Origin of the sequence: Salmonella sp. 2018103, from assembly GCF_026247685.1 — a bacterium.
Taxonomy (GTDB): domain Bacteria; phylum Pseudomonadota; class Gammaproteobacteria; order Enterobacterales; family Enterobacteriaceae; genus Salmonella; species Salmonella enterica.
The window spans coordinates 4278862-4305124 of sequence record NZ_CP111029.1 but is presented as its reverse complement, the minus strand read 5'-3'; the positions used below and the strand labels follow the sequence as shown (position 1 = coordinate 4305124).

16 protein-coding genes, 6 tRNA genes, 3 rRNA genes and 2 pseudogenes are annotated in these 26263 nt (G+C 50.8%); 23 read left to right on the top strand and 4 right to left on the bottom strand.

What is annotated here, in order from left to right; all coding sequences use genetic code 11:
- Positions 1-361: 361 nt before the first annotated feature.
- The 7 genes from OLG56_RS20715 (at position 362) to birA (ending at position 8037) form a co-directional block, all read left to right on the top strand.
- Positions 362-1903: ribosomal RNA gene (locus tag OLG56_RS20715) — 16S ribosomal RNA — on the top strand.
- A gap of 69 nt (positions 1904-1972) precedes the next feature.
- A tRNA-Ile gene (locus OLG56_RS20710) sits at positions 1973-2049 on the top strand.
- Between the two features lie 109 nt (positions 2050-2158).
- Positions 2159-2234 (top strand) — tRNA-Ala (locus OLG56_RS20705).
- Positions 2235-2416: 182 nt separating this feature from the next.
- Positions 2417-5322: ribosomal RNA gene (locus tag OLG56_RS20700) — 23S ribosomal RNA — on the top strand.
- Positions 5323-5517: 195 nt separating this feature from the next.
- Positions 5518-5633 (top strand): 5S ribosomal RNA (rrf, locus tag OLG56_RS20695).
- The 16S, 23S and 5S rRNA genes sit together here with 2 tRNA genes alongside, the layout of an rRNA operon.
- Positions 5634-6049: 416 nt before the next feature.
- Entirely contained in the window at positions 6050-7078 is a 1029-nt protein-coding gene (murB, locus tag OLG56_RS20690) for a UDP-N-acetylmuramate dehydrogenase (protein ID WP_061377080.1), read from the top strand.
- Positions 7075-8037, top strand: coding sequence for a bifunctional biotin--[acetyl-CoA-carboxylase] ligase/biotin operon repressor BirA (gene birA / locus OLG56_RS20685; protein WP_000655746.1), 963 nt, complete (start codon positions 7075-7077; stop codon positions 8035-8037). The genes murB and birA overlap by 4 nt, the downstream gene beginning before the upstream one ends.
- Before the next feature lie 34 nt (positions 8038-8071).
- On the opposite strand, the gene coaA is transcribed toward birA, so the two are convergent.
- Positions 8072-9022, bottom strand: a complete 951-nt coding sequence (gene coaA / locus OLG56_RS20680) for a type I pantothenate kinase (RefSeq protein ID WP_000023068.1) — start codon at positions 9020-9022, stop codon at positions 8072-8074.
- Positions 9023-9230: 208 nt separating this feature from the next.
- Positions 9231-9404 carry a hypothetical protein gene (locus OLG56_RS20675; protein WP_031602275.1) on the bottom strand — a complete coding sequence of 58 codons (174 nt, stop codon included), beginning with the start codon at positions 9402-9404 and terminating at the stop codon, positions 9231-9233.
- A 19-nt stretch (positions 9405-9423) separates the two neighbouring features.
- Between OLG56_RS20675 and OLG56_RS20670 the strand changes: the two genes are divergently transcribed.
- The 14 genes from OLG56_RS20670 (at position 9424) to OLG56_RS20605 (ending at position 23979) form a co-directional block, all read left to right on the top strand.
- Positions 9424-9499 (top strand) — tRNA-Thr (locus OLG56_RS20670).
- A gap of 8 nt (positions 9500-9507) precedes the next feature.
- A tRNA-Tyr gene (locus OLG56_RS20665) sits at positions 9508-9592 on the top strand.
- A 116-nt stretch (positions 9593-9708) separates the two neighbouring features.
- Positions 9709-9783, top strand: a tRNA-Gly gene (locus OLG56_RS20660).
- 6 nt (positions 9784-9789) lie between these two features.
- Positions 9790-9865 (top strand) — tRNA-Thr (locus OLG56_RS20655).
- A gap of 115 nt (positions 9866-9980) precedes the next feature.
- Positions 9981-11165 (top strand): elongation factor Tu, encoded by a 1185-nt coding sequence (gene tuf / locus OLG56_RS20650; protein ID WP_000031748.1) that lies wholly within the window; start codon positions 9981-9983, stop codon positions 11163-11165.
- Between the two features lie 229 nt (positions 11166-11394).
- Complete coding sequence (gene secE, locus OLG56_RS20645; RefSeq protein WP_001275691.1) at positions 11395-11778, top strand: preprotein translocase subunit SecE; 384 nt, start codon at positions 11395-11397, stop codon at positions 11776-11778.
- 1 nt (position 11779) lies between these two features.
- The gene (nusG, locus tag OLG56_RS20640) at positions 11780-12325 is read left to right on the top strand and encodes a transcription termination/antitermination protein NusG (protein WP_001287521.1); all 546 of its coding nucleotides are present in this window, start codon (positions 11780-11782) and stop codon (positions 12323-12325) included.
- A 158-nt stretch (positions 12326-12483) separates the two neighbouring features.
- Positions 12484-12912 (top strand): 50S ribosomal protein L11, encoded by a 429-nt coding sequence (gene rplK / locus OLG56_RS20635; protein WP_001085926.1) that lies wholly within the window; start codon positions 12484-12486, stop codon positions 12910-12912.
- A gap of 3 nt (positions 12913-12915) precedes the next feature.
- Positions 12916-13620 (top strand): 50S ribosomal protein L1, encoded by a 705-nt coding sequence (rplA, locus tag OLG56_RS20630; protein WP_001096676.1) that lies wholly within the window; start codon positions 12916-12918, stop codon positions 13618-13620.
- A gap of 415 nt (positions 13621-14035) precedes the next feature.
- A complete protein-coding gene (rplJ, locus tag OLG56_RS20625) occupies positions 14036-14533 on the top strand; it encodes a 50S ribosomal protein L10 (RefSeq protein ID WP_001207203.1) in 498 nt (165 codons plus the stop codon).
- Positions 14534-14599: 66 nt separating this feature from the next.
- Positions 14600-14965, top strand: a complete 366-nt coding sequence (gene rplL, locus OLG56_RS20620) for a 50S ribosomal protein L7/L12 (RefSeq protein ID WP_000028882.1) — start codon at positions 14600-14602, stop codon at positions 14963-14965.
- Between the two features lie 317 nt (positions 14966-15282).
- The gene (gene rpoB / locus OLG56_RS20615; RefSeq protein WP_000263105.1) at positions 15283-19311 is read left to right on the top strand and encodes a DNA-directed RNA polymerase subunit beta; all 4029 of its coding nucleotides are present in this window, start codon (positions 15283-15285) and stop codon (positions 19309-19311) included.
- A 76-nt stretch (positions 19312-19387) separates the two neighbouring features.
- Entirely contained in the window at positions 19388-23611 is a 4224-nt protein-coding gene (gene rpoC, locus OLG56_RS20610; protein ID WP_000653963.1) for a DNA-directed RNA polymerase subunit beta', read from the top strand.
- Positions 23612-23652: 41 nt separating this feature from the next.
- Positions 23653-23979, top strand: coding sequence for a hypothetical protein (locus OLG56_RS20605; RefSeq protein ID WP_077946058.1), 327 nt, complete (start codon positions 23653-23655; stop codon positions 23977-23979).
- A 1-nt stretch (position 23980) separates the two neighbouring features.
- On the opposite strand, the gene OLG56_RS20600 is transcribed toward OLG56_RS20605, so the two are convergent.
- Positions 23981-24325: a hypothetical protein gene (locus tag OLG56_RS20600; RefSeq protein ID WP_058111746.1), complete on the bottom strand. Its 345-nt coding sequence runs from the start codon at positions 24323-24325 to the stop codon at positions 23981-23983.
- 380 nt (positions 24326-24705) lie between these two features.
- Here OLG56_RS20600 and OLG56_RS20595 point away from each other — a divergent pair, with 380 nt between their 5' ends.
- Positions 24706-25734, top strand: a complete 1029-nt coding sequence (locus OLG56_RS20595; protein WP_058111747.1) for a type III secretion system effector arginine glycosyltransferase SseK1 — start codon at positions 24706-24708, stop codon at positions 25732-25734.
- A gap of 233 nt (positions 25735-25967) precedes the next feature.
- Here OLG56_RS20595 and OLG56_RS22420 read toward each other — a convergent pair.
- Positions 25968-26075: pseudogene (locus OLG56_RS22420) on the bottom strand (IS481 family transposase); the annotation flags it as partial.
- Here OLG56_RS22420 and OLG56_RS20590 point away from each other — a divergent pair.
- A pseudogene (locus OLG56_RS20590) lies at positions 26058-26244 on the top strand (hypothetical protein); the annotation flags it as partial. The pseudogenes OLG56_RS22420 and OLG56_RS20590 overlap by 18 nt on opposite strands.
- Positions 26245-26263: the final 19 nt, after the last annotated feature.

The following is a 26263-nucleotide window of genomic DNA, read 5'->3' as shown; positions in this document are numbered from 1 at the left end:
CCAGGCACTTGAGAAATTATTTTAAATTTCCTCTTGTCAGGCAGAAATAACTCCCTATAATGCGCCACCACTGACACGGAACAACGGCATACAGGCCGCCGGGTCAGCGGGGTTCAGACCAGAACCTCACGGAGAAAAGCGAAAATAAACGCTTGACTCTGAAGCGGGAAAGCGTAATATGCACACCCCGCGCCGCTGAGAAAAAGCGAAGCGGCACTGCTCTTTAACAATTTATCAGACAATCTGTGTGGGCACTCGAAGATACGGATTCTTAACGTCCTCGGACGAAAAATGAATACCAAGTCTCAAGAGTGAACACGTAATTCATTACGAAGTTTAATTCTTTGAGCATCAAACTTTTAAATTGAAGAGTTTGATCATGGCTCAGATTGAACGCTGGCGGCAGGCCTAACACATGCAAGTCGAACGGTAACAGGAAGCAGCTTGCTGCTTTGCTGACGAGTGGCGGACGGGTGAGTAATGTCTGGGAAACTGCCTGATGGAGGGGGATAACTACTGGAAACGGTGGCTAATACCGCATAACGTCGCAAGACCAAAGAGGGGGACCTTCGGGCCTCTTGCCATCAGATGTGCCCAGATGGGATTAGCTTGTTGGTGAGGTAACGGCTCACCAAGGCGACGATCCCTAGCTGGTCTGAGAGGATGACCAGCCACACTGGAACTGAGACACGGTCCAGACTCCTACGGGAGGCAGCAGTGGGGAATATTGCACAATGGGCGCAAGCCTGATGCAGCCATGCCGCGTGTATGAAGAAGGCCTTCGGGTTGTAAAGTACTTTCAGCGGGGAGGAAGGTGTTGTGGTTAATAACCGCAGCAATTGACGTTACCCGCAGAAGAAGCACCGGCTAACTCCGTGCCAGCAGCCGCGGTAATACGGAGGGTGCAAGCGTTAATCGGAATTACTGGGCGTAAAGCGCACGCAGGCGGTCTGTCAAGTCGGATGTGAAATCCCCGGGCTCAACCTGGGAACTGCATTCGAAACTGGCAGGCTTGAGTCTTGTAGAGGGGGGTAGAATTCCAGGTGTAGCGGTGAAATGCGTAGAGATCTGGAGGAATACCGGTGGCGAAGGCGGCCCCCTGGACAAAGACTGACGCTCAGGTGCGAAAGCGTGGGGAGCAAACAGGATTAGATACCCTGGTAGTCCACGCCGTAAACGATGTCTACTTGGAGGTTGTGCCCTTGAGGCGTGGCTTCCGGAGCTAACGCGTTAAGTAGACCGCCTGGGGAGTACGGCCGCAAGGTTAAAACTCAAATGAATTGACGGGGGCCCGCACAAGCGGTGGAGCATGTGGTTTAATTCGATGCAACGCGAAGAACCTTACCTGGTCTTGACATCCACAGAACTTTCCAGAGATGGATTGGTGCCTTCGGGAACTGTGAGACAGGTGCTGCATGGCTGTCGTCAGCTCGTGTTGTGAAATGTTGGGTTAAGTCCCGCAACGAGCGCAACCCTTATCCTTTGTTGCCAGCGGTCCGGCCGGGAACTCAAAGGAGACTGCCAGTGATAAACTGGAGGAAGGTGGGGATGACGTCAAGTCATCATGGCCCTTACGACCAGGGCTACACACGTGCTACAATGGCGCATACAAAGAGAAGCGACCTCGCGAGAGCAAGCGGACCTCATAAAGTGCGTCGTAGTCCGGATTGGAGTCTGCAACTCGACTCCATGAAGTCGGAATCGCTAGTAATCGTGGATCAGAATGCCACGGTGAATACGTTCCCGGGCCTTGTACACACCGCCCGTCACACCATGGGAGTGGGTTGCAAAAGAAGTAGGTAGCTTAACCTTCGGGAGGGCGCTTACCACTTTGTGATTCATGACTGGGGTGAAGTCGTAACAAGGTAACCGTAGGGGAACCTGCGGTTGGATCACCTCCTTACCTGAAAGAAGCGTTCTTTGCAGTGCTCACACAGATTGTCTGATGAAAAACGAGCAGTAAAACCTCTACAGGCTTGTAGCTCAGGTGGTTAGAGCGCACCCCTGATAAGGGTGAGGTCGGTGGTTCAAGTCCACTCAGGCCTACCAGATTCGCTCCCGTGCTTTGTTGTGGCAAAGCTCGCATACTTCAGTATGCTTCGCTTCACCACGCCGCGCCCGGAAACGAATCAAAGGTAAGAGGTTCTGACTACACGATGGGGCTATAGCTCAGCTGGGAGAGCGCCTGCTTTGCACGCAGGAGGTCTGCGGTTCGATCCCGCATAGCTCCACCATCTCGTGAGTGTTTACGAAAAAATACTTCAGAGTGTACCTGAAAGGGTTCACTGCGAAGTTTTGCTCTTTAAAAATCTGGATCAAGCTGAAAATTGAAACACAGAACAACGAAAGTTGTTCGTGAGTCTCTCAAATTTTCGCAACACGATGATGAATCACAAGAAACATCTTCGGGTTGTGAGGTTAAGCGACTAAGCGTACACGGTGGATGCCCTGGCAGTCAGAGGCGATGAAGGGCGTGCTAATCTGCGATAAGCGCCGGTAAGGTGATATGAACCGTTATAACCGGCGATACCCGAATGGGGAAACCCAGTGTGACTCGTCACACTATCATTAACTGAATCCATAGGTTAATGAGGCGAACCGGGGGAACTGAAACATCTAAGTACCCCGAGGAAAAGAAATCAACCGAGATTCCCCCAGTAGCGGCGAGCGAACGGGGAGGAGCCCAGAGCCTGAATCAGCATGTGTGTTAGTGGAAGCGTCTGGAAAGGCGCGCGATACAGGGTGACAGCCCCGTACACAAAAGCGCATGTGCTGTGAGCTCGATGAGTAGGGCGGGACACGTGGTATCCTGTCTGAATATGGGGGGACCATCCTCCAAGGCTAAATACTCCTGACTGACCGATAGTGAACCAGTACCGTGAGGGAAAGGCGAAAAGAACCCCGGCGAGGGGAGTGAAAAAGAACCTGAAACCGTGTACGTACAAGCAGTGGGAGCACCCTTTGGGGTGTGACTGCGTACCTTTTGTATAATGGGTCAGCGACTTATATTCTGTAGCAAGGTTAACCGTATAGGGGAGCCGGAGGGAAACCGAGTCTTAATTGGGCGTTAAGTTGCAGGGTATAGACCCGAAACCCGGTGATCTAGCCATGGGCAGGTTGAAGGTTGGGTAACACTAACTGGAGGACCGAACCGACTAATGTTGAAAAATTAGCGGATGACCTGTGGCTGGGGGTGAAAGGCCAATCAAACCGGGAGATAGCTGGTTCTCCCCGAAAGCTATTTAGGTAGCGCCTCGTGAATTCATCTCCGGGGGTAGAGCACTGTTTCGGCTAGGGGGCCATCCCGGCTTACCAACCCGATGCAAACTGCGAATACCGGAGAATGTTATCACGGGAGACACACGGCGGGTGCTAACGTCCGTCGTGAAGAGGGAAACAACCCAGACCGCCAGCTAAGGTCCCAAAGTCATGGTTAAGTGGGAAACGATGTGGGAAGGCCCAGACAGCCAGGATGTTGGCTTAGAAGCAGCCATCATTTAAAGAAAGCGTAATAGCTCACTGGTCGAGTCGGCCTGCGCGGAAGATGTAACGGGGCTAAACCATGCACCGAAGCTGCGGCAGCGACACTCAGGTGTTGTTGGGTAGGGGAGCGTTCTGTAAGCCTGTGAAGGTGGCCTGTGAGGGTTGCTGGAGGTATCAGAAGTGCGAATGCTGACATAAGTAACGATAAAGCGGGTGAAAAGCCCGCTCGCCGGAAGACCAAGGGTTCCTGTCCAACGTTAATCGGGGCAGGGTGAGTCGACCCCTAAGGCGAGGCCGAAAGGCGTAGTCGATGGGAAACGGGTTAATATTCCCGTACTTGGTGTTACTGCGAAGGGGGGACGGAGAAGGCTATGTTGGCCGGGCGACGGTTGTCCCGGTTTAAGCGTGTAGGTGTGTGTTCCAGGTAAATCCGGTTCACTTTAACACTGAGGCGTGATGACGAGGCACTACGGTGCTGAAGCAACAAATGCCCTGCTTCCAGGAAAAGCCTCTAAGCATCAGGTAACATCAAATCGTACCCCAAACCGACACAGGTGGTCAGGTAGAGAATACCAAGGCGCTTGAGAGAACTCGGGTGAAGGAACTAGGCAAAATGGTGCCGTAACTTCGGGAGAAGGCACGCTGACACGTAGGTGAAGTGATTTACTCATGGAGCTGAAGTCAGTCGAAGATACCAGCTGGCTGCAACTGTTTATTAAAAACACAGCACTGTGCAAACACGAAAGTGGACGTATACGGTGTGACGCCTGCCCGGTGCCGGAAGGTTAATTGATGGGGTCAGCGCAAGCGAAGCTCCTGATCGAAGCCCCGGTAAACGGCGGCCGTAACTATAACGGTCCTAAGGTAGCGAAATTCCTTGTCGGGTAAGTTCCGACCTGCACGAATGGCGTAATGATGGCCAGGCTGTCTCCACCCGAGACTCAGTGAAATTGAACTCGCTGTGAAGATGCAGTGTACCCGCGGCAAGACGGAAAGACCCCGTGAACCTTTACTATAGCTTGACACTGAACATTGAGCCTTGATGTGTAGGATAGGTGGGAGGCTTTGAAGTGTGGACGCCAGTCTGCATGGAGCCGGCCTTGAAATACCACCCTTTAATGTTTGATGTTCTAACGTGGACCCGTGATCCGGGTTGCGGACAGTGTCTGGTGGGTAGTTTGACTGGGGCGGTCTCCTCCTAAAGAGTAACGGAGGAGCACGAAGGTTGGCTAATCCTGGTCGGACATCAGGAGGTTAGTGCAATGGCATAAGCCAGCTTGACTGCGAGCGTGACGGCGCGAGCAGGTGCGAAAGCAGGTCATAGTGATCCGGTGGTTCTGAATGGAAGGGCCATCGCTCAACGGATAAAAGGTACTCCGGGGATAACAGGCTGATACCGCCCAAGAGTTCATATCGACGGCGGTGTTTGGCACCTCGATGTCGGCTCATCACATCCTGGGGCTGAAGTAGGTCCCAAGGGTATGGCTGTTCGCCATTTAAAGTGGTACGCGAGCTGGGTTTAGAACGTCGTGAGACAGTTCGGTCCCTATCTGCCGTGGGCGCTGGAGAACTGAGGGGGGCTGCTCCTAGTACGAGAGGACCGGAGTGGACGCATCACTGGTGTTCGGGTTGTCATGCCAATGGCACTGCCCGGTAGCTAAATGCGGAAGAGATAAGTGCTGAAAGCATCTAAGCACGAAACTTGCCCCGAGATGAGTTCTCCCTGAGACTTAGAGTCTCCTGAAGGAACGTTGAAGACGACGACGTTGATAGGCCGGGTGTGTAAGCGCAGCGATGCGTTGAGCTAACCGGTACTAATGAACCGTGAGGCTTAACCTTACAACGCCGAAGATGTTTTGGCGGTTGAGAAGACAACAATTTTCAGCTCAGATTCAGAGTCCGAAGGATTTTGCGCTGAGACAAGGCGGCAAACGCGGCGACGGAAGGAGCATACAGAAGTATGTGACTGACGTTCGCAAGAACAGCCAACGCCGTATCAGCGTAAAAGACACAGGACAGAGCACAAAGAATTTGCCTGGCGGCACTAGCGCGGTGGTCCCACCTGACCCCATGCCGAACTCAGAAGTGAAACGCCGTAGCGCCGATGGTAGTGTGGGGTCTCCCCATGCGAGAGTAGGGAACTGCCAGGCATCAAATAAAACGAAGGGCCCTGTCGGAAGACAGGGCCTTTTGTTTTATCTGTAGTCTGTCGGTGAGCACTCTCCTGAGGAGGACAAATCCGCCGGGAGCGGATTTGAACGTTGCGCAGCAACGGCCCGGAGGGTGGCGGGCAGGACGCCCGCCATAAACTGCCAGGCATCAATTTCGTGAAGAAGCCCATCCAGACGGACGGGCTTTTTTGCGTGTGTGGTAACATTTAAAAATGCAGGCCTGATAAGCGCAGCGCCATCAGGCAACCGGCACCGCCGGATGGCAGCTTCGCCTTATCCGGCCTACGGCATCGACATAATGCCTGTGTATACCGCCTTATTCCGTCGACATAACCGCAAGCCTTCCCTACATAGATGCGGTAAACTAAGCCTGATTTTGCATCAGGAAAGCGTCTATGAATCACTCCCTAAAACCCTGGAATACCTTCGGCATTGATCATTGTGCAAAGCACATCGTATGCGCTGAAAACGAACAACAACTACTGAGCGCCTGGCAGCAAGCAACTCGTGAGGGACTGCCGGTTATGATCCTGGGTGAAGGAAGCAATGTCCTGTTTCTGGAAAATTACGCCGGCACCGTGATCCTTAACCGCCTGAAAGGCATTGAGGTCAATGAAACCGCGGACGCCTGGCACCTACACGTCGGCGCAGGCGAAAACTGGCATCAGCTGGTTCGCTACGCGCTGGATAACAACATGCCCGGCCTGGAGAATCTGGCGCTCATCCCTGGCTGCGTTGGTTCCTCGCCTATACAGAATATTGGCGCGTATGGCGTAGAACTACAGCGCGTCTGCGACTACGTTGACTGCGTTGAACTGGAAACGGGAAAACGTCTGCGTTTGTCTGCGGCGGAATGCCGTTTCGGCTATCGTGACAGTATCTTCAAAAATGAATATCAGGATCGCGTTGCGATCGTCGCGGTGGGTCTGCGTTTGTCAAAGCAATGGCAGCCGGTGTTGACCTATGGCGATCTTACTTGTCTGGACCCGAAAACGGTCACCGCGCAACAGGTGTTTGATGCTGTATGCCATATGCGCACCACAAAATTGCCGGACCCTAAAGTGAATGGCAATGCGGGCAGCTTTTTTAAAAATCCCGTTGTCGCAGCCGATATCGCCATGGAACTACTGGAACGATTCCCCAACGCGCCGCACTACCCTCAGGCAGACGGCTCAGTGAAGCTGGCGGCAGGCTGGCTGATAGATCAATGTCAGTTGAAAGGCGTCACCATTGGCGGCGCTGCGGTGCATCGCCAACAGGCGCTGGTATTGATTAATGCGAATGATGCGACAAGTAAAGATGTGGTGGCGCTGGCGCATCATGTCCGGCAAAAAGTGGGTGAAAAATTTAATGTCTGGCTGGAGCCTGAGGTTCGCTTTATTGGTCAGTTCGGAGAGGTGAACGCAGTGGAGAGCATTGCATGAAAGATACTACCGTTCCCCTGACGCTGATCTCACTACTTGCCGACGGAGAGTTTCACTCAGGCGAGCAGTTGGGTGAACGGCTGGGAATGAGCCGCGCGGCTATTAATAAACATATCCAGACATTACGCGACTGGGGAGTAGATGTATTTACCGTTCCCGGGAAAGGATATAGCTTACCGGAACCCATCCAGTTACTGGATGCTGACCGTATACATAGCCAACTGGATAGCGGAAACGTGGCGGTATTGCCCGTTATCGATTCAACCAATCAGTATTTACTTGATCGAATTGGCGAGCTGCGTTCAGGCGATGCCTGTGTAGCAGAATACCAACAGGCGGGGCGTGGTCGTCGCGGGCGTAAATGGTTCTCACCGTTTGGTGCGAATCTATATCTTTCAATGTACTGGCGTCTGGAGCAGGGGCCAGCGGCGGCAATAGGCTTGAGTCTGGTCATTGGAATTGTGATGGCGGAAGTGCTGCGTGAACTGGGCGCAGATAAAGTTCGTGTGAAGTGGCCTAACGACCTTTACCTGCTGGATCGCAAACTGGCGGGTATTCTGGTCGAGTTAACCGGTAAAACGGGCGATGCCGCACAAATAGTGATTGGCGCTGGTATTAACATGGCAATGCGTCGTGTAGAAGAGGACGTGATAAATCAGGGATGGATCACGTTGCAGGAGGCCGGAATTACGCTCGACCGCAATATGCTGGCCGCAAAGCTGATTTATAAGCTACGTGCTGCGCTTGAGCTTTTTGAGCAAGAAGGTCTTTCTCCTTATCTTTCGCGCTGGAAAAAACTGGATAATTTTATTGATCGCCCGGTAAAACTAATTATTGGCGACAAAGAAATATTTGGTATTTCTCGCGGCATTGATACTCAGGGCGCATTATTGCTTGAACAGGATGGCGTAATTAAACCCTGGATGGGTGGGGAAATATCGCTGCGAAGCGCCGAATAGTAAAAAAGGGGAGTCGGTACTCCCCTTTTTTCTGTTATTTCCGCAATCTTACCTGTTCCACCGCATGGTTAGCGCTCTTGGTCATAATAAGGCTGGCACGTTCTCGCGTGGGTAAAATATTTTGTTTTAAATTCAACCAGTTAATTTCTTTCCAAAGCGAAGCTGCTGTATTAACAGCTTCTTCTTTAGATAATTTCGCATAATTGTGGAAATAAGAGTCAGGATCGGTAAACGCCCCTTCGCGGAATTTCAGGAAGCGGTTGATATACCATGTCTGAAGAAGTTCTTCTGGCGCATCAACGTAAATAGAGAAATCAACGAAATCAGAGACAAATACATGGTGCGGATCGTGAGGATAATCCATACCGCTTTGTAAAACATTCAAACCTTCAAGAATCAATATATCAGGCTGAGCGACGGTTTTATCCCCTTCAGGAATAACATCGTAAATCAAATGAGAATAGACTGGCGCCGTCACGTTTGGTACGCCCGACTTGAGGTCAGAAACGAATTTCACCAGTCGGTGCATATCATACGATTCGGGGAACCCCTTTTTCTTCATTAACCCGCGTTCTTTCAACACCTGGTTTGGGTGGAGGAAGCCGTCTGTGGTAATCAATTCAACACGGCGGTGTTCCGGCCAGCGACTCAGCAACGCTTGCAGAACACGTGCTGTCGTGCTTTTACCCACTGCGACGCTGCCCGCGATACTGATGATATAAGGGATTCGCTGGCCATTAGTGCCCAGAAACTGTTCCAGGACAGCCTGACGACGCAGATTTGAACTGATATAGAAATTTAGCAAACGGGAGAGAGGTAAATATATTTCTGCAACTTCTTCCAGCGATAAATCTTCATTAATGCCTTTTAACTGCGCGATCTCATCCTCGGTCAGGGTCATCGGCACAGAATCGCGAAGCGCAGCCCACTGGCTGCGATCAAACTGTAGGTAAGGCGTCATTAACGATTGCTCTTTTATACTCATAAGCATGTTTCTGGCTGCTATTGCTACATCAGTTCAGCGATGAACGAGGGCCATCCCTGACATGCAACGGCACGTCACATTTAAGTTAATTTGGACAATGGGCAGGAGGGTAACACCAGATGGGGAGGAATAATAAGAAAAAATCTCGCTATGAAAGCTATCCCTGAGAAGCAATGTGACGAATATACCAGATACAGAAGATTGCTTTCTATCGACGGAACGTTGAAATGCCGCATCGTATCCTGGTCTGACGGTCAGTAAAATGCCGAAAATTTATGCTCTCTTGTTTGAAATTAGAGCATTTTTGTCTCTTATAGCGCAAAATGTGAGCGATAGAACATTTTATGCAATTTTTTAGTTGCATGAGCACGCAGGTCTCCATAGAATGCGCGCTACTTGATGCCGACTTAGCTCAGTAGGTAGAGCAACTGACTTGTAATCAGTAGGTCACCAGTTCGATTCCGGTAGTCGGCACCATCAAGTCCGGTGGGGTTCCCGAGCGGCCAAAGGGAGCAGACTGTAAATCTGCCGTCACAGACTTCGAAGGTTCGAATCCTTCCCCCACCACCATTTTCGGCCGCGCGATGGCGCAGCCCGAGACGATAAGTTCGCTTACCGGCTCGAATAAAGAGAGTTTCTCTCGATATTCAGTGCAGAATGAAAATCAGGTAGCCGAGTTCCAGGATGCGGGCATCGTATAATGGCTATTACCTCAGCCTTCCAAGCTGATGATGCGGGTTCGATTCCCGCTGCCCGCTCCAAGATGTGCTGATATAGCTCAGTTGGTAGAGCGCACCCTTGGTAAGGGTGAGGTCGGCAGTTCGAATCTGCCTATCAGCACCACTTCTTTTCTCCTTCCTGTTTTTCTCTTCTGTTTATTAGCATTCAACAAGTCGGGCGTGTTGCCTGGTTGATGTGGTGATATCACCGATTTATCCGTGTCTTAGAGGGACAATCGATGTCTAAAGAAAAGTTTGAACGTACAAAACCGCACGTTAACGTCGGTACTATCGGCCACGTTGACCATGGTAAAACAACGCTGACCGCTGCCATTACTACCGTACTGGCTAAAACCTATGGCGGTGCCGCCCGCGCATTCGACCAGATCGATAACGCGCCGGAAGAAAAAGCGCGTGGTATCACCATCAACACTTCTCACGTTGAATACGATACCCCGACCCGCCACTACGCACACGTAGACTGCCCGGGGCACGCCGACTATGTTAAAAACATGATCACCGGTGCTGCTCAGATGGACGGCGCGATCCTGGTTGTTGCTGCGACTGACGGCCCGATGCCGCAGACCCGTGAGCACATCCTGCTGGGTCGTCAGGTAGGCGTTCCGTACATCATCGTGTTCCTGAACAAATGCGACATGGTTGATGACGAAGAGCTGCTGGAACTGGTTGAAATGGAAGTTCGTGAACTTCTGTCTCAGTACGACTTCCCGGGCGACGACACGCCGATCGTTCGTGGTTCTGCTCTGAAAGCGCTGGAAGGCGACGCAGAGTGGGAAGCGAAAATCATCGAACTGGCTGGCTTCCTGGATTCTTACATTCCGGAACCAGAGCGTGCGATTGACAAGCCGTTCCTGCTGCCGATCGAAGACGTATTCTCTATCTCCGGTCGTGGTACCGTTGTTACCGGTCGTGTAGAACGCGGTATCATCAAAGTGGGCGAAGAAGTTGAAATCGTTGGTATCAAAGAGACTCAGAAGTCTACCTGTACTGGCGTTGAAATGTTCCGCAAACTGCTGGACGAAGGCCGTGCCGGTGAGAACGTAGGTGTTCTGCTGCGTGGTATCAAACGTGAAGAAATCGAACGTGGTCAGGTACTGGCTAAGCCGGGCACCATCAAGCCGCACACCAAGTTCGAATCTGAAGTGTACATTCTGTCCAAAGATGAAGGCGGCCGTCATACTCCATTCTTCAAAGGCTACCGTCCGCAGTTCTACTTCCGTACTACTGACGTGACTGGCACCATCGAACTGCCGGAAGGCGTAGAGATGGTAATGCCGGGCGACAACATCAAAATGGTTGTTACCCTGATCCACCCGATCGCAATGGACGACGGTCTGCGTTTCGCAATCCGTGAAGGCGGCCGTACCGTTGGCGCGGGCGTTGTTGCTAAAGTTCTCGGCTAATCGCTGATAACATTTGACGCAATGCGCAATAAAAGGGCATCATTTGATGCCCTTTTTGCACGCTTTCACACCAGAACCTGGCTCATCAGTGATTTTATTTGTCATAATCATTGCTGAGACAGGCTCTGTAGAGGGCGTATAATTCGAAAGGCGAATAAGCGTTTCGATTTGGATTGCCTCGCGATTGCGGGGTGAAAATGTTTGTAGAATACTTCTGACAGGTTGGTTTATGAGTGCGAATACCGAAGCTCAAGGGAGCGGGCGCGGCCTGGAAGCGATGAAGTGGATAGTTGTTGCCATATTGCTGATCGTCGCAATCGTCGGCAACTACCTCTATCGCGACATGATGCTGCCGCTGCGTGCGCTGGCCGTAGTAATTCTGATTGCTGCAGCGGGTGGTGTCGCGCTGTTGACGACAAAAGGTAAAGCAACCGTTGCTTTTGCCCGTGAAGCGAGAACCGAAGTCCGTAAGGTCATTTGGCCGACTCGCCAGGAAACGCTGCACACCACGCTGATCGTCGCTGCGGTTACCGCAGTTATGTCACTGATCCTGTGGGGACTGGATGGTATTCTGGTTCGCCTGGTATCCTTTATCACTGGCCTGAGGTTCTGAGATGTCTGAAGCACCTAAAAAGCGCTGGTACGTCGTTCAGGCGTTTTCCGGTTTTGAAGGCCGCGTAGCCACATCGCTGCGCGAGCATATCAAATTACACAATATGGAAGAGCTGTTTGGCGAAGTCATGGTGCCGACTGAAGAAGTCGTTGAGATCCGTGGCGGCCAGCGTCGCAAAAGCGAACGCAAATTCTTCCCGGGTTACGTTCTGGTCCAGATGGTCATGAACGACGCAAGCTGGCACCTGGTGCGCAGCGTGCCGCGTGTGATGGGCTTTATCGGCGGTACGTCTGACCGTCCGGCGCCGATCAGCGACAAAGAAGTCGATGCGATCATGAACCGCCTGCAGCAGGTTGGCGATAAGCCGCGGCCGAAAACTCTGTTTGAACCGGGTGAAATGGTTCGTGTTAACGACGGTCCGTTCGCAGACTTTAACGGCGTTGTCGAAGAAGTCGATTATGAGAAGTCTCGCCTGAAAGTGTCTGTTTCTATCTTCGGTCGTGCGACCCCGGTAGAGCTGGACTTCAGCCAGGTTGAGAAAGCGTAAGGCTGCGATCAAAAAAGCAGCGATCTAATCGTTGCATAGGGCGCGAAATTGACATACAATTTCGCGCCTTTTGTTTTTATGGGCCTTATGCCCATGAAGCGATATTTATCACGGGGGAGCTTCTTTGAAGCGATACTACCCAATTCGAGGAATTTAGAATGGCTAAGAAAGTACAAGCCTACGTCAAGCTGCAGGTTGCAGCTGGTATGGCGAACCCGAGTCCGCCGGTTGGTCCAGCACTGGGTCAGCAGGGTGTGAACATCATGGAATTCTGCAAAGCGTTCAACGCAAAAACGGATTCCATCGAAAAAGGTCTGCCGATTCCGGTTGTTATTACCGTTTACGCTGACCGTTCTTTCACCTTCGTTACCAAAACGCCTCCGGCAGCTGTTCTGCTGAAAAAAGCGGCTGGTATCAAGTCTGGTTCCGGCAAGCCGAACAAAGACAAAGTAGGTAAAATTTCCCGCGCTCAGCTGCAGGAAATCGCGCAGACCAAAGCTGCCGACATGACTGGTGCCGACATTGAAGCGATGACTCGCTCCATCGAAGGTACTGCACGTTCCATGGGCCTGGTAGTGGAGGACTAAGAAATGGCTAAACTGACCAAGCGTATGCGCGTGATCCGTGAAAAAGTTGATGCGACCAAACAGTACGACATCAACGAAGCTATTGCCCTGCTGAAAGAGCTGGCCACTGCTAAATTCAACGAAAGCGTTGACGTTGCCGTTAACCTCGGCATCGATGCTCGTAAATCTGACCAGAACGTTCGTGGCGCGACTGTACTGCCGCACGGTACTGGCCGTTCTGTTCGCGTTGCCGTATTTACCCAGGGCCCGAACGCTGAAGCAGCTAAAGCTGCTGGCGCTGAGCTGGTAGGTATGGAAGATCTGGCTGACCAGATCAAGAAAGGCGAAATGAACTTCGACGTTGTTATCGCATCCCCGGATGCAATGCGCGTTGTTGGCCAACTGGGCCAGGTTCTGGGTCCGCGCGGCCTGATGCCAAACCCGAAAGTCGGTACCGTAACGCCGAACGTTGCTGAAGCGGTTAAGAACGCTAAAGCAGGTCAGGTTCGTTACCGTAACGACAAAAACGGCATCATCCACACCACCATCGGTAAAGTGGACTTTGACGCTGACAAACTGAAAGAAAACCTGGAAGCTCTGCTGGTTGCGCTGAAAAAAGCAAAACCGAGCCAGGCGAAAGGCGTGTACATCAAGAAAGTTAGCATCTCCACCACCATGGGTGCTGGCGTTGCCGTTGATCAGGCTGGTCTGAGCGCATCTGCGAACTAAGATTAGTCTTTACGTGGGCGGTGATTTTGTCTACAATCTTACCCCCACGTATTCTGCTAGTTGCAGACGTATATCCGAGATATTCGGGTTGTGGTAAGGCGGCAACTGAGTGAGTCGCCAGGAGCATAGCTAACTATGTGACTGGTGCGAACGAAGGAAGCCAACGCCGACACAAGCTGAATAGCGACGGATAGACAAGATTTGTTCGTTGGAGCCTGGCCTATCCAGGCCTCCGTCGAAGACCGCAGGCGTCTCGCAAGAGGCTTAATCCCCTGCGTAGACGGTGACAGAACGCTAAGATTATTTTTGATACTCTGGCTTGTTTCTGCTCACCGTATTAAGACGCTCTTCTCGTTGAGATGAGTGAAGTGAGTTCCGGAACATGAGTTCCGGCAAACATCCAGGAGCAAAGCTAATGGCTTTAAATCTTCAAGACAAACAAGCGATTGTTGCTGAAGTCAGCGAAGTAGCCAAAGGCGCGCTGTCTGCAGTAGTTGCGGATTCCCGTGGCGTAACTGTAGATAAAATGACTGAACTGCGTAAAGCAGGTCGTGAAGCTGGCGTATACATGCGTGTTGTTCGTAACACCCTGCTGCGTCGCGTCGTTGAAGGTACTCAGTTCGAGTGCCTGAAAGACACGTTTGTTGGTCCGACCCTGATTGCATACTCTATGGAACACCCGGGCGCTGCTGCTCGTCTGTTCAAAGAGTTCGCGAAAGCGAATGCAAAATTTGAGGTCAAAGCTGCAGCCTTTGAAGGTGAGCTGATCCCGGCGTCTCAGATCGACCGCCTGGCAACTCTGCCGACCTACGAAGAAGCAATTGCACGCCTGATGGCAACCATGAAAGAAGCTTCGGCTGGCAAACTGGTTCGCACACTGGCTGCTGTACGCGATGCAAAAGAAGCTGCGTAATCGCAGTTGTCTTTATCAAGCATTTGCTTACGTATAAACTTATTCTGATATTCAGGAACAATTTAAATGTCTATCACTAAAGATCAAATCATTGAAGCAGTATCCGCTATGTCCGTAATGGACGTTGTAGAACTGATTTCTGCAATGGAAGAAAAATTCGGTGTTTCCGCTGCTGCTGCTGTAGCTGTAGCTGCTGGCCCGGCTGAAGCTGCTGAAGAAAAAACTGAATTCGACGTAATTCTGAAAGCTGCTGGCGCTAACAAAGTTGCTGTTATCAAAGCAGTACGTGGCGCAACTGGCCTGGGTCTGAAAGAAGCTAAAGACCTGGTAGAATCTGCTCCGGCCGCTCTGAAAGAAGGCGTGAGCAAAGATGACGCTGAAGCACTGAAAAAATCTCTGGAAGAAGCTGGCGCTGAAGTTGAAGTTAAATAAGCCAACCCTTCCGGTTGCAGCCTGAGAAATCAGGCTGATGGCTGGTGACTTTTTAGTCACCAGCCTTTTTGCGCTGTAAGGCGCCAGTAGCGTTTCACACTGTTTGACTACTGCTGTGCCTTTCAATGCTTGTTTCTATCGACGACTTAATATACTGCGACAGAGCGTACGTTCTGTGTAAATCGCAATGAAATGGTTTAAGCGTGATAGCAACAGGCATTGCGGAAAGTATCCATTTTCCGGTCAACAAAATAGTGTTGCACAAACTGTCCCCCGCAGGACAGATGGGTCGACTTGTCAGCGAGCTGAGGAACCCTATGGTTTACTCCTATACCGAGAAAAAACGTATTCGTAAGGATTTTGGTAAACGTCCACAAGTTCTGGATGTACCTTATCTCCTTTCTATCCAGCTTGACTCGTTTCAGAAGTTTATCGAGCAAGATCCTGAAGGGCAGTACGGCCTGGAAGCAGCCTTCCGTTCCGTGTTCCCGATTCAGAGCTACAGCGGTAATTCCGAGCTGCAGTACGTCAGCTACCGCCTTGGCGAACCGGTGTTTGACGTTCAGGAATGTCAGATCCGTGGCGTGACCTATTCCGCACCGCTGCGCGTAAAACTGCGTCTGGTGATCTACGAGCGCGAAGCGCCGGAAGGCACCGTTAAAGACATTAAAGAACAAGAAGTCTACATGGGCGAAATTCCGCTCATGACCGACAACGGTACCTTTGTTATCAACGGTACTGAGCGTGTTATTGTTTCTCAGCTGCACCGTAGTCCGGGCGTCTTCTTTGACTCCGACAAAGGTAAAACCCACTCTTCGGGTAAAGTGCTGTATAACGCGCGCATCATTCCTTACCGTGGTTCCTGGCTGGACTTCGAATTCGATCCGAAGGACAACCTGTTCGTGCGTATCGACCGTCGCCGTAAACTGCCTGCGACCATCATCCTGCGTGCGCTGAACTACACCACTGAGCAGATCCTTGACCTGTTCTTTGAGAAAGTCGTCTTCGAAATTCGCGACAACAAGCTGCAGATGGAGCTGATTCCAGAACGTCTGCGCGGCGAAACTGCGTCGTTCGATATCGAAGCTAACGGCAAAGTGTACGTTGAAAAAGGTCGTCGCATTACCGCGCGTCACATCCGTCAGCTGGAAAAAGACGATATCAAGCATATCGAAGTTCCGGTTGAGTACATCGCAGGCAAAGTCGTCTCTAAAGACTACGTTGACGAATCCACTGGCGAGCTGATCTGCGCGGCGAACATGGAGCTGAGCCTGGATCTGCTGGCTAAACTGAGCCAGTCCGGCCACAAGCGTATCGAAACGCTGTTTACCAACGATCTGGACCACGGCCCGTACATTTCTGAAACGGTACGCGTCGACCCAACTAACGATCGTCTGAGCGCGCTGGTAGAAATCTACCGCATGATGCGCCCTGGTGAGCCGCCGACTCGTGAAGCGGCTGAAAGCCTGTTCGAGAACCTGTTCTTCTCCGAAGACCGCTATGACCTGTCTGCGGTGGGTCGTATGAAGTTCAACCGTTCTCTGCTGCGCGACGAAATCGAAGGTTCCGGTATCCTGAGCAAAGACGACATCATTGATGTCATGAAGAAGCTCATCGATATCCGTAACGGTAAAGGCGAAGTGGATGATATCGACCACCTCGGCAACCGTCGTATCCGTTCCGTCGGCGAAATGGCGGAAAACCAGTTCCGCGTTGGCCTGGTGCGTGTAGAGCGTGCGGTGAAAGAGCGTCTGTCTCTGGGCGATCTGGATACCCTGATGCCTCAGGATATGATCAACGCCAAGCCGATTTCCGCGGCAGTGAAAGAGTTCTTTGGTTCCAGCCAGCTGTCTCAGTTTATGGACCAGAACAACCCGCTGTCTGAGATTACGCACAAACGTCGTATCTCCGCACTCGGCCCAGGCGGTCTGACCCGCGAACGCGCAGGCTTCGAAGTTCGAGACGTACACCCGACGCACTACGGTCGCGTATGTCCAATCGAAACGCCGGAAGGTCCGAACATCGGTCTGATCAACTCCCTGTCCGTGTACGCACAGACTAACGAATATGGCTTCCTTGAGACGCCGTACCGTCGTGTGGTTGATGGCGTGGTCACTGACGAAATTCATTACCTGTCTGCTATCGAAGAAGGCAACTACGTTATCGCTCAGGCGAACTCCAACCTGGATGACGAAGGCCACTTTGTAGAAGATCTGGTTACCTGCCGTAGCAAAGGCGAATCCAGCTTGTTCAGCCGTGACCAGGTTGACTACATGGACGTATCCACCCAGCAGGTGGTCTCCGTCGGTGCGTCCCTGATCCCGTTCCTGGAACACGATGACGCCAACCGTGCATTGATGGGTGCGAACATGCAACGTCAGGCGGTTCCGACTCTGCGTGCTGATAAGCCGCTGGTGGGTACCGGTATGGAACGTGCTGTCGCCGTCGACTCCGGTGTTACTGCAGTAGCTAAACGTGGCGGTACTGTTCAGTACGTGGATGCATCCCGTATCGTTATCAAAGTTAACGAAGACGAGATGTACCCGGGCGAAGCGGGTATCGACATCTATAACCTGACCAAATACACCCGCTCTAACCAGAACACCTGTATCAACCAGATGCCATGTGTGTCTCTGGGCGAGCCGGTTGAACGCGGCGACGTGCTGGCAGACGGTCCGTCCACCGACCTCGGTGAACTGGCGCTCGGTCAGAACATGCGCGTGGCGTTCATGCCGTGGAACGGCTACAACTTCGAAGACTCCATCCTCGTATCCGAGCGTGTTGTCCAGGAAGACCGTTTCACCACCATCCACATTCAGGAACTGGCGTGCGTGTCCCGTGACACCAAGCTGGGGCCGGAAGAGATCACCGCTGATATCCCGAACGTGGGTGAAGCTGCGCTCTCCAAACTGGATGAATCCGGTATCGTTTACATCGGCGCGGAAGTGACCGGCGGTGACATTCTGGTCGGTAAGGTGACGCCGAAAGGTGAAACCCAGCTGACGCCGGAAGAGAAACTGCTGCGTGCGATCTTCGGTGAGAAAGCGTCTGACGTTAAAGACTCTTCTCTGCGCGTACCTAACGGTGTCTCCGGTACGGTTATCGACGTTCAGGTCTTTACTCGCGATGGCGTAGAAAAAGACAAACGTGCTCTGGAAATCGAAGAGATGCAGCTCAAGCAGGCGAAAAAAGACCTGTCTGAAGAACTGCAAATCCTCGAAGCGGGCCTGTTTAGCCGTATCCGTGCGGTGCTGGTGTCCGGCGGCGTTGAAGCTGAGAAGCTCGACAAACTGCCGCGCGACCGCTGGCTGGAACTCGGTCTGACCGACGAAGAGAAACAAAATCAGCTGGAACAACTGGCTGAGCAGTATGACGAACTGAAACACGAGTTCGAGAAAAAACTTGAAGCGAAGCGCCGTAAAATCACCCAGGGCGACGATCTGGCGCCGGGCGTGCTGAAGATCGTGAAGGTCTATCTGGCCGTTAAACGCCGTATCCAGCCGGGTGATAAGATGGCAGGTCGTCACGGTAACAAGGGTGTTATCTCTAAGATCAACCCGATCGAAGACATGCCTTACGATGAAAACGGCACGCCGGTAGACATCGTACTGAACCCGCTGGGCGTACCGTCTCGTATGAACATCGGTCAGATTCTGGAAACCCACCTGGGTATGGCTGCGAAAGGTATCGGCGATAAGATCAACGCCATGCTGAAACAGCAGCAGGAAGTCGCGAAACTGCGCGAATTCATCCAGCGTGCCTACGATCTGGGCGCCGACGTTCGTCAGAAAGTCGACCTGAGCACCTTCAGCGATGATGAAGTGCTGCGTCTGGCAGAAAACCTGCGTAAAGGTATGCCGATTGCCACACCAGTGTTCGACGGTGCGAAAGAAGCGGAAATCAAAGAGCTGCTGAAACTGGGCGACCTGCCGACCTCCGGTCAGATCACCCTGTTCGATGGTCGTACGGGTGAACAGTTCGAACGTCCGGTAACCGTCGGTTACATGTACATGCTGAAACTGAACCACCTGGTTGATGACAAGATGCATGCGCGTTCTACCGGTTCTTACAGCCTGGTTACTCAGCAGCCGCTGGGTGGTAAGGCGCAGTTCGGTGGTCAGCGCTTCGGGGAGATGGAAGTGTGGGCGCTGGAAGCTTACGGCGCCGCCTACACCCTACAGGAAATGCTCACCGTTAAGTCTGATGACGTGAACGGCCGTACCAAGATGTATAAGAACATCGTGGACGGCAACCATCAGATGGAACCGGGTATGCCGGAATCCTTCAACGTTCTGTTGAAAGAGATCCGCTCGCTGGGCATCAACATCGAACTGGAAGACGAGTAATTCTCGCTCAAACAGGTCACTGGTGTCGGGGTAAAACCCGACACCAGATTGTGCTAACTCCGACGGGAGCAAATCCGTGAAAGATTTATTAAAGTTTCTGAAAGCGCAGACTAAAACCGAAGAGTTTGATGCGATCAAAATTGCTCTGGCTTCGCCAGACATGATCCGTTCATGGTCTTTCGGTGAAGTTAAAAAGCCGGAAACCATCAACTACCGTACGTTCAAACCTGAGCGTGACGGCCTTTTCTGCGCCCGTATCTTTGGGCCGGTAAAAGACTACGAGTGCCTGTGCGGTAAGTACAAGCGCCTGAAACACCGTGGTGTTATTTGTGAGAAGTGCGGCGTTGAAGTGACCCAGACCAAAGTACGCCGTGAGCGTATGGGCCACATTGAGCTGGCGTCTCCGACTGCTCACATCTGGTTCCTGAAATCGCTGCCGTCCCGTATCGGTCTGCTGCTCGATATGCCGCTGCGCGATATCGAACGCGTACTGTACTTCGAATCTTATGTGGTTATCGAAGGCGGTATGACCAACCTGGAACGTCAACAGATCCTGACTGAAGAGCAGTATCTGGACGCGCTGGAAGAGTTCGGTGACGAATTCGACGCGAAGATGGGTGCGGAAGCTATCCAGGCCCTGCTGAAGAGCATGGATCTGGAGCAAGAGTGTGAAACTCTGCGCGAAGAGCTGAACGAAACCAACTCCGAAACCAAGCGTAAGAAGCTGACCAAGCGTATCAAACTGCTGGAAGCCTTCGTACAGTCTGGCAACAAGCCAGAGTGGATGATCCTGACCGTTCTGCCGGTTCTGCCGCCAGATCTGCGTCCGCTGGTTCCGCTGGATGGTGGTCGTTTCGCCACGTCAGATCTGAACGATCTGTATCGTCGCGTCATTAACCGTAACAACCGTCTGAAGCGTCTGCTGGATCTGGCTGCGCCGGACATCATCGTACGCAACGAAAAACGTATGCTGCAGGAAGCGGTTGACGCCCTGCTGGATAACGGTCGTCGCGGTCGTGCGATCACCGGTTCTAACAAGCGTCCTCTGAAATCTTTGGCCGACATGATCAAAGGTAAACAGGGTCGTTTCCGTCAGAACCTGCTCGGTAAGCGTGTTGACTACTCCGGTCGTTCTGTTATCACCGTAGGTCCATACCTGCGTCTGCACCAGTGCGGTCTGCCGAAGAAAATGGCGCTGGAGCTGTTCAAACCGTTCATCTACGGCAAACTGGAATTGCGTGGCCTTGCCACCACCATCAAAGCCGCGAAGAAAATGGTTGAGCGCGAAGAAGCTGTCGTTTGGGATATCCTGGACGAAGTGATCCGCGAACACCCGGTACTGCTGAACCGTGCGCCGACTCTGCACCGTTTGGGTATCCAGGCATTCGAACCGGTACTGATCGAAGGTAAAGCTATCCAGCTGCACCCGCTGGTCTGTGCGGCCTATAACGCCGACTTCGATGGTGACCAGATGGCTGTTCACGTACCGCTGACGCTGGAAGCCCAGCTGGAAGCGCGTGCGCTGATGATGTCCACCAACAACATCCTGTCTCCGGCGAACGGCGAACCTATCATCGTTCCGTCTCAGGACGTGGTACTGGGTCTGTACTACATGACCCGTGACTGTGTTAACGCCAAAGGCGAAGGCATGGTGCTGACTGGCCCGAAAGAAGCTGAGCGTATCTATCGCGCAGGTCTGGCCTCTCTGCATGCGCGCGTTAAAGTGCGTATCACTGAATATGAAAAAGATGAAAACGGCGAATTCGTTGCGCACACCAGCCTGAAAGACACGACCGTTGGTCGCGCCATTCTGTGGATGATCGTACCGAAAGGTCTGCCTTTCTCCATCGTCAACCAGGCGCTGGGCAAGAAAGCGATCTCCAAAATGCTGAACACTTGCTACCGTATTCTGGGTCTGAAACCGACCGTTATTTTTGCGGACCAGACGATGTACACCGGCTTTGCTTATGCAGCGCGTTCAGGTGCGTCCGTTGGTATTGATGACATGGTCATCCCGGAGAAAAAACACGAGATCATCTCTGAGGCGGAAGCTGAAGTTGCTGAGATCCAGGAGCAGTTCCAGTCCGGTCTGGTAACCGCTGGCGAACGCTATAACAAAGTTATCGATATCTGGGCTGCGGCGAACGATCGTGTATCCAAAGCGATGATGGATAACCTGCAAACCGAAACCGTGATTAACCGTGACGGCCAGGAAGAGCAGCAGGTTTCCTTCAACAGCATCTACATGATGGCCGACTCCGGTGCGCGTGGTTCTGCGGCACAGATTCGTCAGCTGGCCGGTATGCGTGGTCTGATGGCGAAGCCAGATGGCTCCATCATCGAAACGCCAATCACCGCGAACTTCCGTGAAGGTCTGAACGTACTCCAGTACTTCATCTCCACGCACGGTGCGCGTAAAGGTCTGGCGGATACCGCACTGAAAACAGCGAACTCCGGTTATCTGACCCGTCGTCTGGTTGACGTCGCGCAGGATCTGGTGGTGACCGAAGATGACTGTGGTACGCACGAAGGTATCCTGATGACCCCGGTTATCGAGGGTGGCGACGTGAAAGAGCCGCTGCGTGACCGCGTTCTGGGTCGTGTGACGGCGGAAGATGTGCTGAAACCGGGTACCGCGGACATTCTGGTTCCACGCAACACGTTGCTGCACGAACAGTGGTGTGACCTGCTGGAAGCAAACTCCGTTGACGCCGTTAAAGTGCGTTCCGTTGTATCCTGCGACACCGACTTTGGTGTATGTGCGCACTGCTATGGTCGTGACCTGGCGCGTGGCCACATCATCAACAAAGGTGAAGCTATCGGCGTTATCGCGGCACAGTCCATCGGTGAACCGGGTACACAGCTGACGATGCGTACGTTCCACATCGGTGGTGCGGCATCGCGTGCGGCTGCTGAATCCAGCATTCAGGTGAAAAACAAAGGTAGCATCAAGCTCAGCAACGTGAAGTCGGTTGTGAACTCCAGCGGTAAACTGGTTATCACTTCCCGTAACACCGAACTGAAGCTGATCGACGAATTCGGTCGTACCAAAGAGAGCTATAAAGTGCCTTATGGCGCTGTCATGGCGAAAGGTGATGGCGAGCAGGTTGCCGGCGGCGAAACCGTGGCAAACTGGGACCCGCACACCATGCCGGTTATCACCGAAGTGAGTGGTTTCATCCGCTTCACTGACATGATCGACGGTCAGACCATTACGCGTCAGACCGACGAGCTGACCGGTTTGTCTTCGCTGGTGGTTCTGGATTCGGCTGAACGTACTACTGGTGGTAAGGATCTGCGTCCGGCGCTGAAAATCGTTGATGCTCAGGGTAATGACGTTCTGATCCCGGGTACCGATATGCCTGCGCAGTACTTCCTGCCGGGTAAAGCGATTGTACAGCTGGAAGATGGCGTACAGATCAGTTCTGGTGACACCCTGGCGCGTATTCCGCAGGAATCCGGCGGTACCAAGGATATCACCGGTGGTCTGCCGCGCGTTGCGGACCTGTTCGAAGCGCGTCGTCCGAAAGAGCCGGCAATCCTTGCTGAAATCGCAGGTATCGTTTCCTTCGGTAAAGAAACCAAAGGCAAACGTCGTCTGGTGATTACGCCGGTTGATGGTAGTGACCCGTACGAAGAGATGATTCCGAAATGGCGTCAGCTCAACGTGTTCGAAGGGGAACGTGTAGAACGTGGTGATGTGATTTCCGATGGTCCGGAAGCGCCGCACGACATTCTGCGTCTGCGTGGCGTTCATGCTGTGACGCGTTACATCGTTAACGAAGTCCAGGATGTATACCGTCTGCAGGGCGTTAAGATTAACGATAAACACATCGAAGTTATCGTTCGTCAGATGCTGCGTAAAGCGACCATCGAAAGCGCCGGTAGTTCCGACTTCCTGGAAGGCGAACAGGTTGAATACTCTCGCGTCAAGATCGCTAATCGCGAGCTGGAAGCGAACGGCAAAGTGGGGGCTACCTTCTCCCGCGATCTGTTGGGTATCACCAAAGCGTCTCTGGCAACCGAATCGTTCATCTCTGCCGCATCGTTCCAGGAGACCACGCGTGTCCTGACCGAAGCAGCCGTTGCGGGCAAACGCGACGAACTGCGCGGCCTGAAAGAGAACGTTATCGTGGGTCGTCTGATTCCGGCCGGTACCGGTTATGCGTACCACCAGGATCGTATGCGCCGTCGCGCCGCAGGCGAGCAGCCAGCAGCACCGCAGGTCACTGCGGAAGATGCATCTGCCAGCCTGGCAGAACTGCTGAACGCAGGTCTGGGCGGTTCTGATAACGAGTAATCGTTAAATGGTGGAGGGGTATTTGTCCCTCCACCAGCTTCATGCTGGATGCCGAATTCCGGGTCGCTTGCCTACAAGGAAAGAAAATGCCAGCGATTATTTCATTAACCTATTTAATGTTTAGTCTTTTGGTATTTACAAAAAAGATAACCATTTCAAACGTTCTGTCCGCTTTTTTATTGTTTCTATCGTTATATATACTTCACCATAAATCATTACTTATATTTATTTATTGTCTTATTATTATTGTCGCCACCGTTATTCTTCTTCGAGTCAAAATCAGCGCGGATAAAAAAGCCGTATTTTATTTTTCAATGCCATGCTGGCTCTTGATTTTATCTGTAATTATAAATTTAATGAATAAATGAATTATTTTTTCATGACTCTTGTTTCTCGCATTATTTGTGAAAACTCATTGTCACTGGTTATATGAATAAATTGTCCAGTTTTTGCATTATATTTTGCCATCGCACAGGGAAGACTATTACCGCCGTTAGCCATAACAAATTTTGCTTTTGTATTACGATAAAGATTGACGCCAGGAATGGGGTCTTGACCGAATGTATAAGGCGTTGGGACAATCACATTATGTTTGTTTGAGAACCACTTTGCTAAAATCCCGTCAACGCCATCAACCGGCGTAATAAAAGTAGAGAATCCACAATACTCAAAATTGAAATTTTTTACCATTGGGTTTGGTTTTTTCTGTAACATTGAATCCAAATGTGACTTTAAATTTATCCCATAAATCTAACTTATTAAAGTCTATTAGCCCGCCATTATAAAATGCCTGCTGTTCATACATTAAATGATAAACCTGTTTTATTGGTTGTTTACGCGGGAAATTTTAAATCATTAAATGGAGTATTTAATTCCATTAAGGTCTTTGTTTGCTCTTATTACAGGAATTATAAATATGATGCCATTTGTGGAATAAAAATAAAGTTAATAAATTATTTATTTAATTGCTCACTAGTAGGATATTTATGTATCCATCGGTTAATGCTTAGTTTAACATCTTTTAGCTGACAGCGATTGCAACGCTAAAAAACATGTGCTAATAATCATCATGTAAAATATGTAATGAAGTAAGTATGGAGCATTTAATTGTTATGATCCCACCATTAAATAGATATGTTCCCGCGCTTTCAAAAAATGAATTGGTTAAAACTGTTACCGCCAGGGACATTCAGTTTACAAGTTTTAATGGAAAAGATTATCCCTTGTGCTTTTTAGATGAGAAAACCCCTCTTCTTTTCCAGTGGTTTGAGCGGAATCCTGCTCGCTTTGGGAAAAATGATATACCTATAATTAACACAGAGAAAAACCCCTACCTTAACAATATCATTAAAGCAGCAACAATTGAAAAAGAACGTCTTATAGGTATTTTTGTAGATGGTGATTTTTTCCCGGGACAAAAGGATGCTTTTTCAAAACTTGAGTATGACTATGAAAACATAAAAGTCATATATAGAAATGATATTGACTTTAGCATATACGATAAAAAATTATCAGAAATTTATATGGAAAATATTTCTAAGCAAGAATCCATGCCAGAAGAAAAAAGGGATTGTCATTTACTGCAGCTATTGAAAAAAGAATTGAGTGATATTCAAGAGGGTAATGATTCATTAATTAAATCTTACTTGCTGGATAAAGGCCATGGATGGTTTGATTTTTACAGGAATATGGCTATGTTAAAGGCTGGTCAGTTATTTTTAGAGGCGGATAAGGTTGGGTGTTATGATTTATCAACAAATAATGGGTGTATATATCTCGATGCTGATATGATTATCACGGAAAAATTGGGGGGGATATATATTCCGGATGGAATCGCTGTTCATGTAGAAAGGATAGATGGCCGTGCTTCTATGGAGAACGGGATAATAGCTGTTGATCGCAATAACCACCCGGCTTTACTTGCTGGATTGGAAATAATGCATACTAAATTTGATGCTGATCCCTATTCTGATGGTGTATGTAATGGAATTAGAAAACATTTTAATTATTCTTTAAATGAAGATTATAATTCTTTTTGCGATTTTATTGAGTTTAAGCATGATAACATTATAATGAATACCAGTCAGTTTACGCAAAGTTCATGGGCGAGGCATGTGCAGTAGCGGAAATGGCAATAATCATGCTATTGAATACATAAAATATTGACATAAACTATCAAGTTTCGGCGAAAAAATATTTGATGCTCAGTTTTCTCTACTACAACGCCACTTTAAAATCGCAGTGCTGTTCAGAACGGAGATATACGGCATTCCTTGTGAAATATGGGAGTAAGAAGAGCTTAAATAATTTAATTGGTTATTAAATAACAATTTTATTTATACAGATATCTGTCAGATTACATCTGGCTTAAATTTTCCTCAGCCCAGATGCGTTTTCCATCAAGTAACGTTCCCATCGGCGTCCGGCCGCAACACATTTTTCCCTGATGGGTTCGCCCCTGATTCCCGTTGTTCTGGGGCATCATTTTATGGACAAAAACGATCAGCAGACACGGTTGGAAGAGGGGGGCGCCAGCGAAATTACAGTCAGGAACGCTGCCCAAAAACTTCAAGTTCACCGCTATTTCGATAATCCAGTGGCCAGCCCTCGGTCGTCAATTACTGATGAAGGGGAGAAGGCTGGGCAAAAATG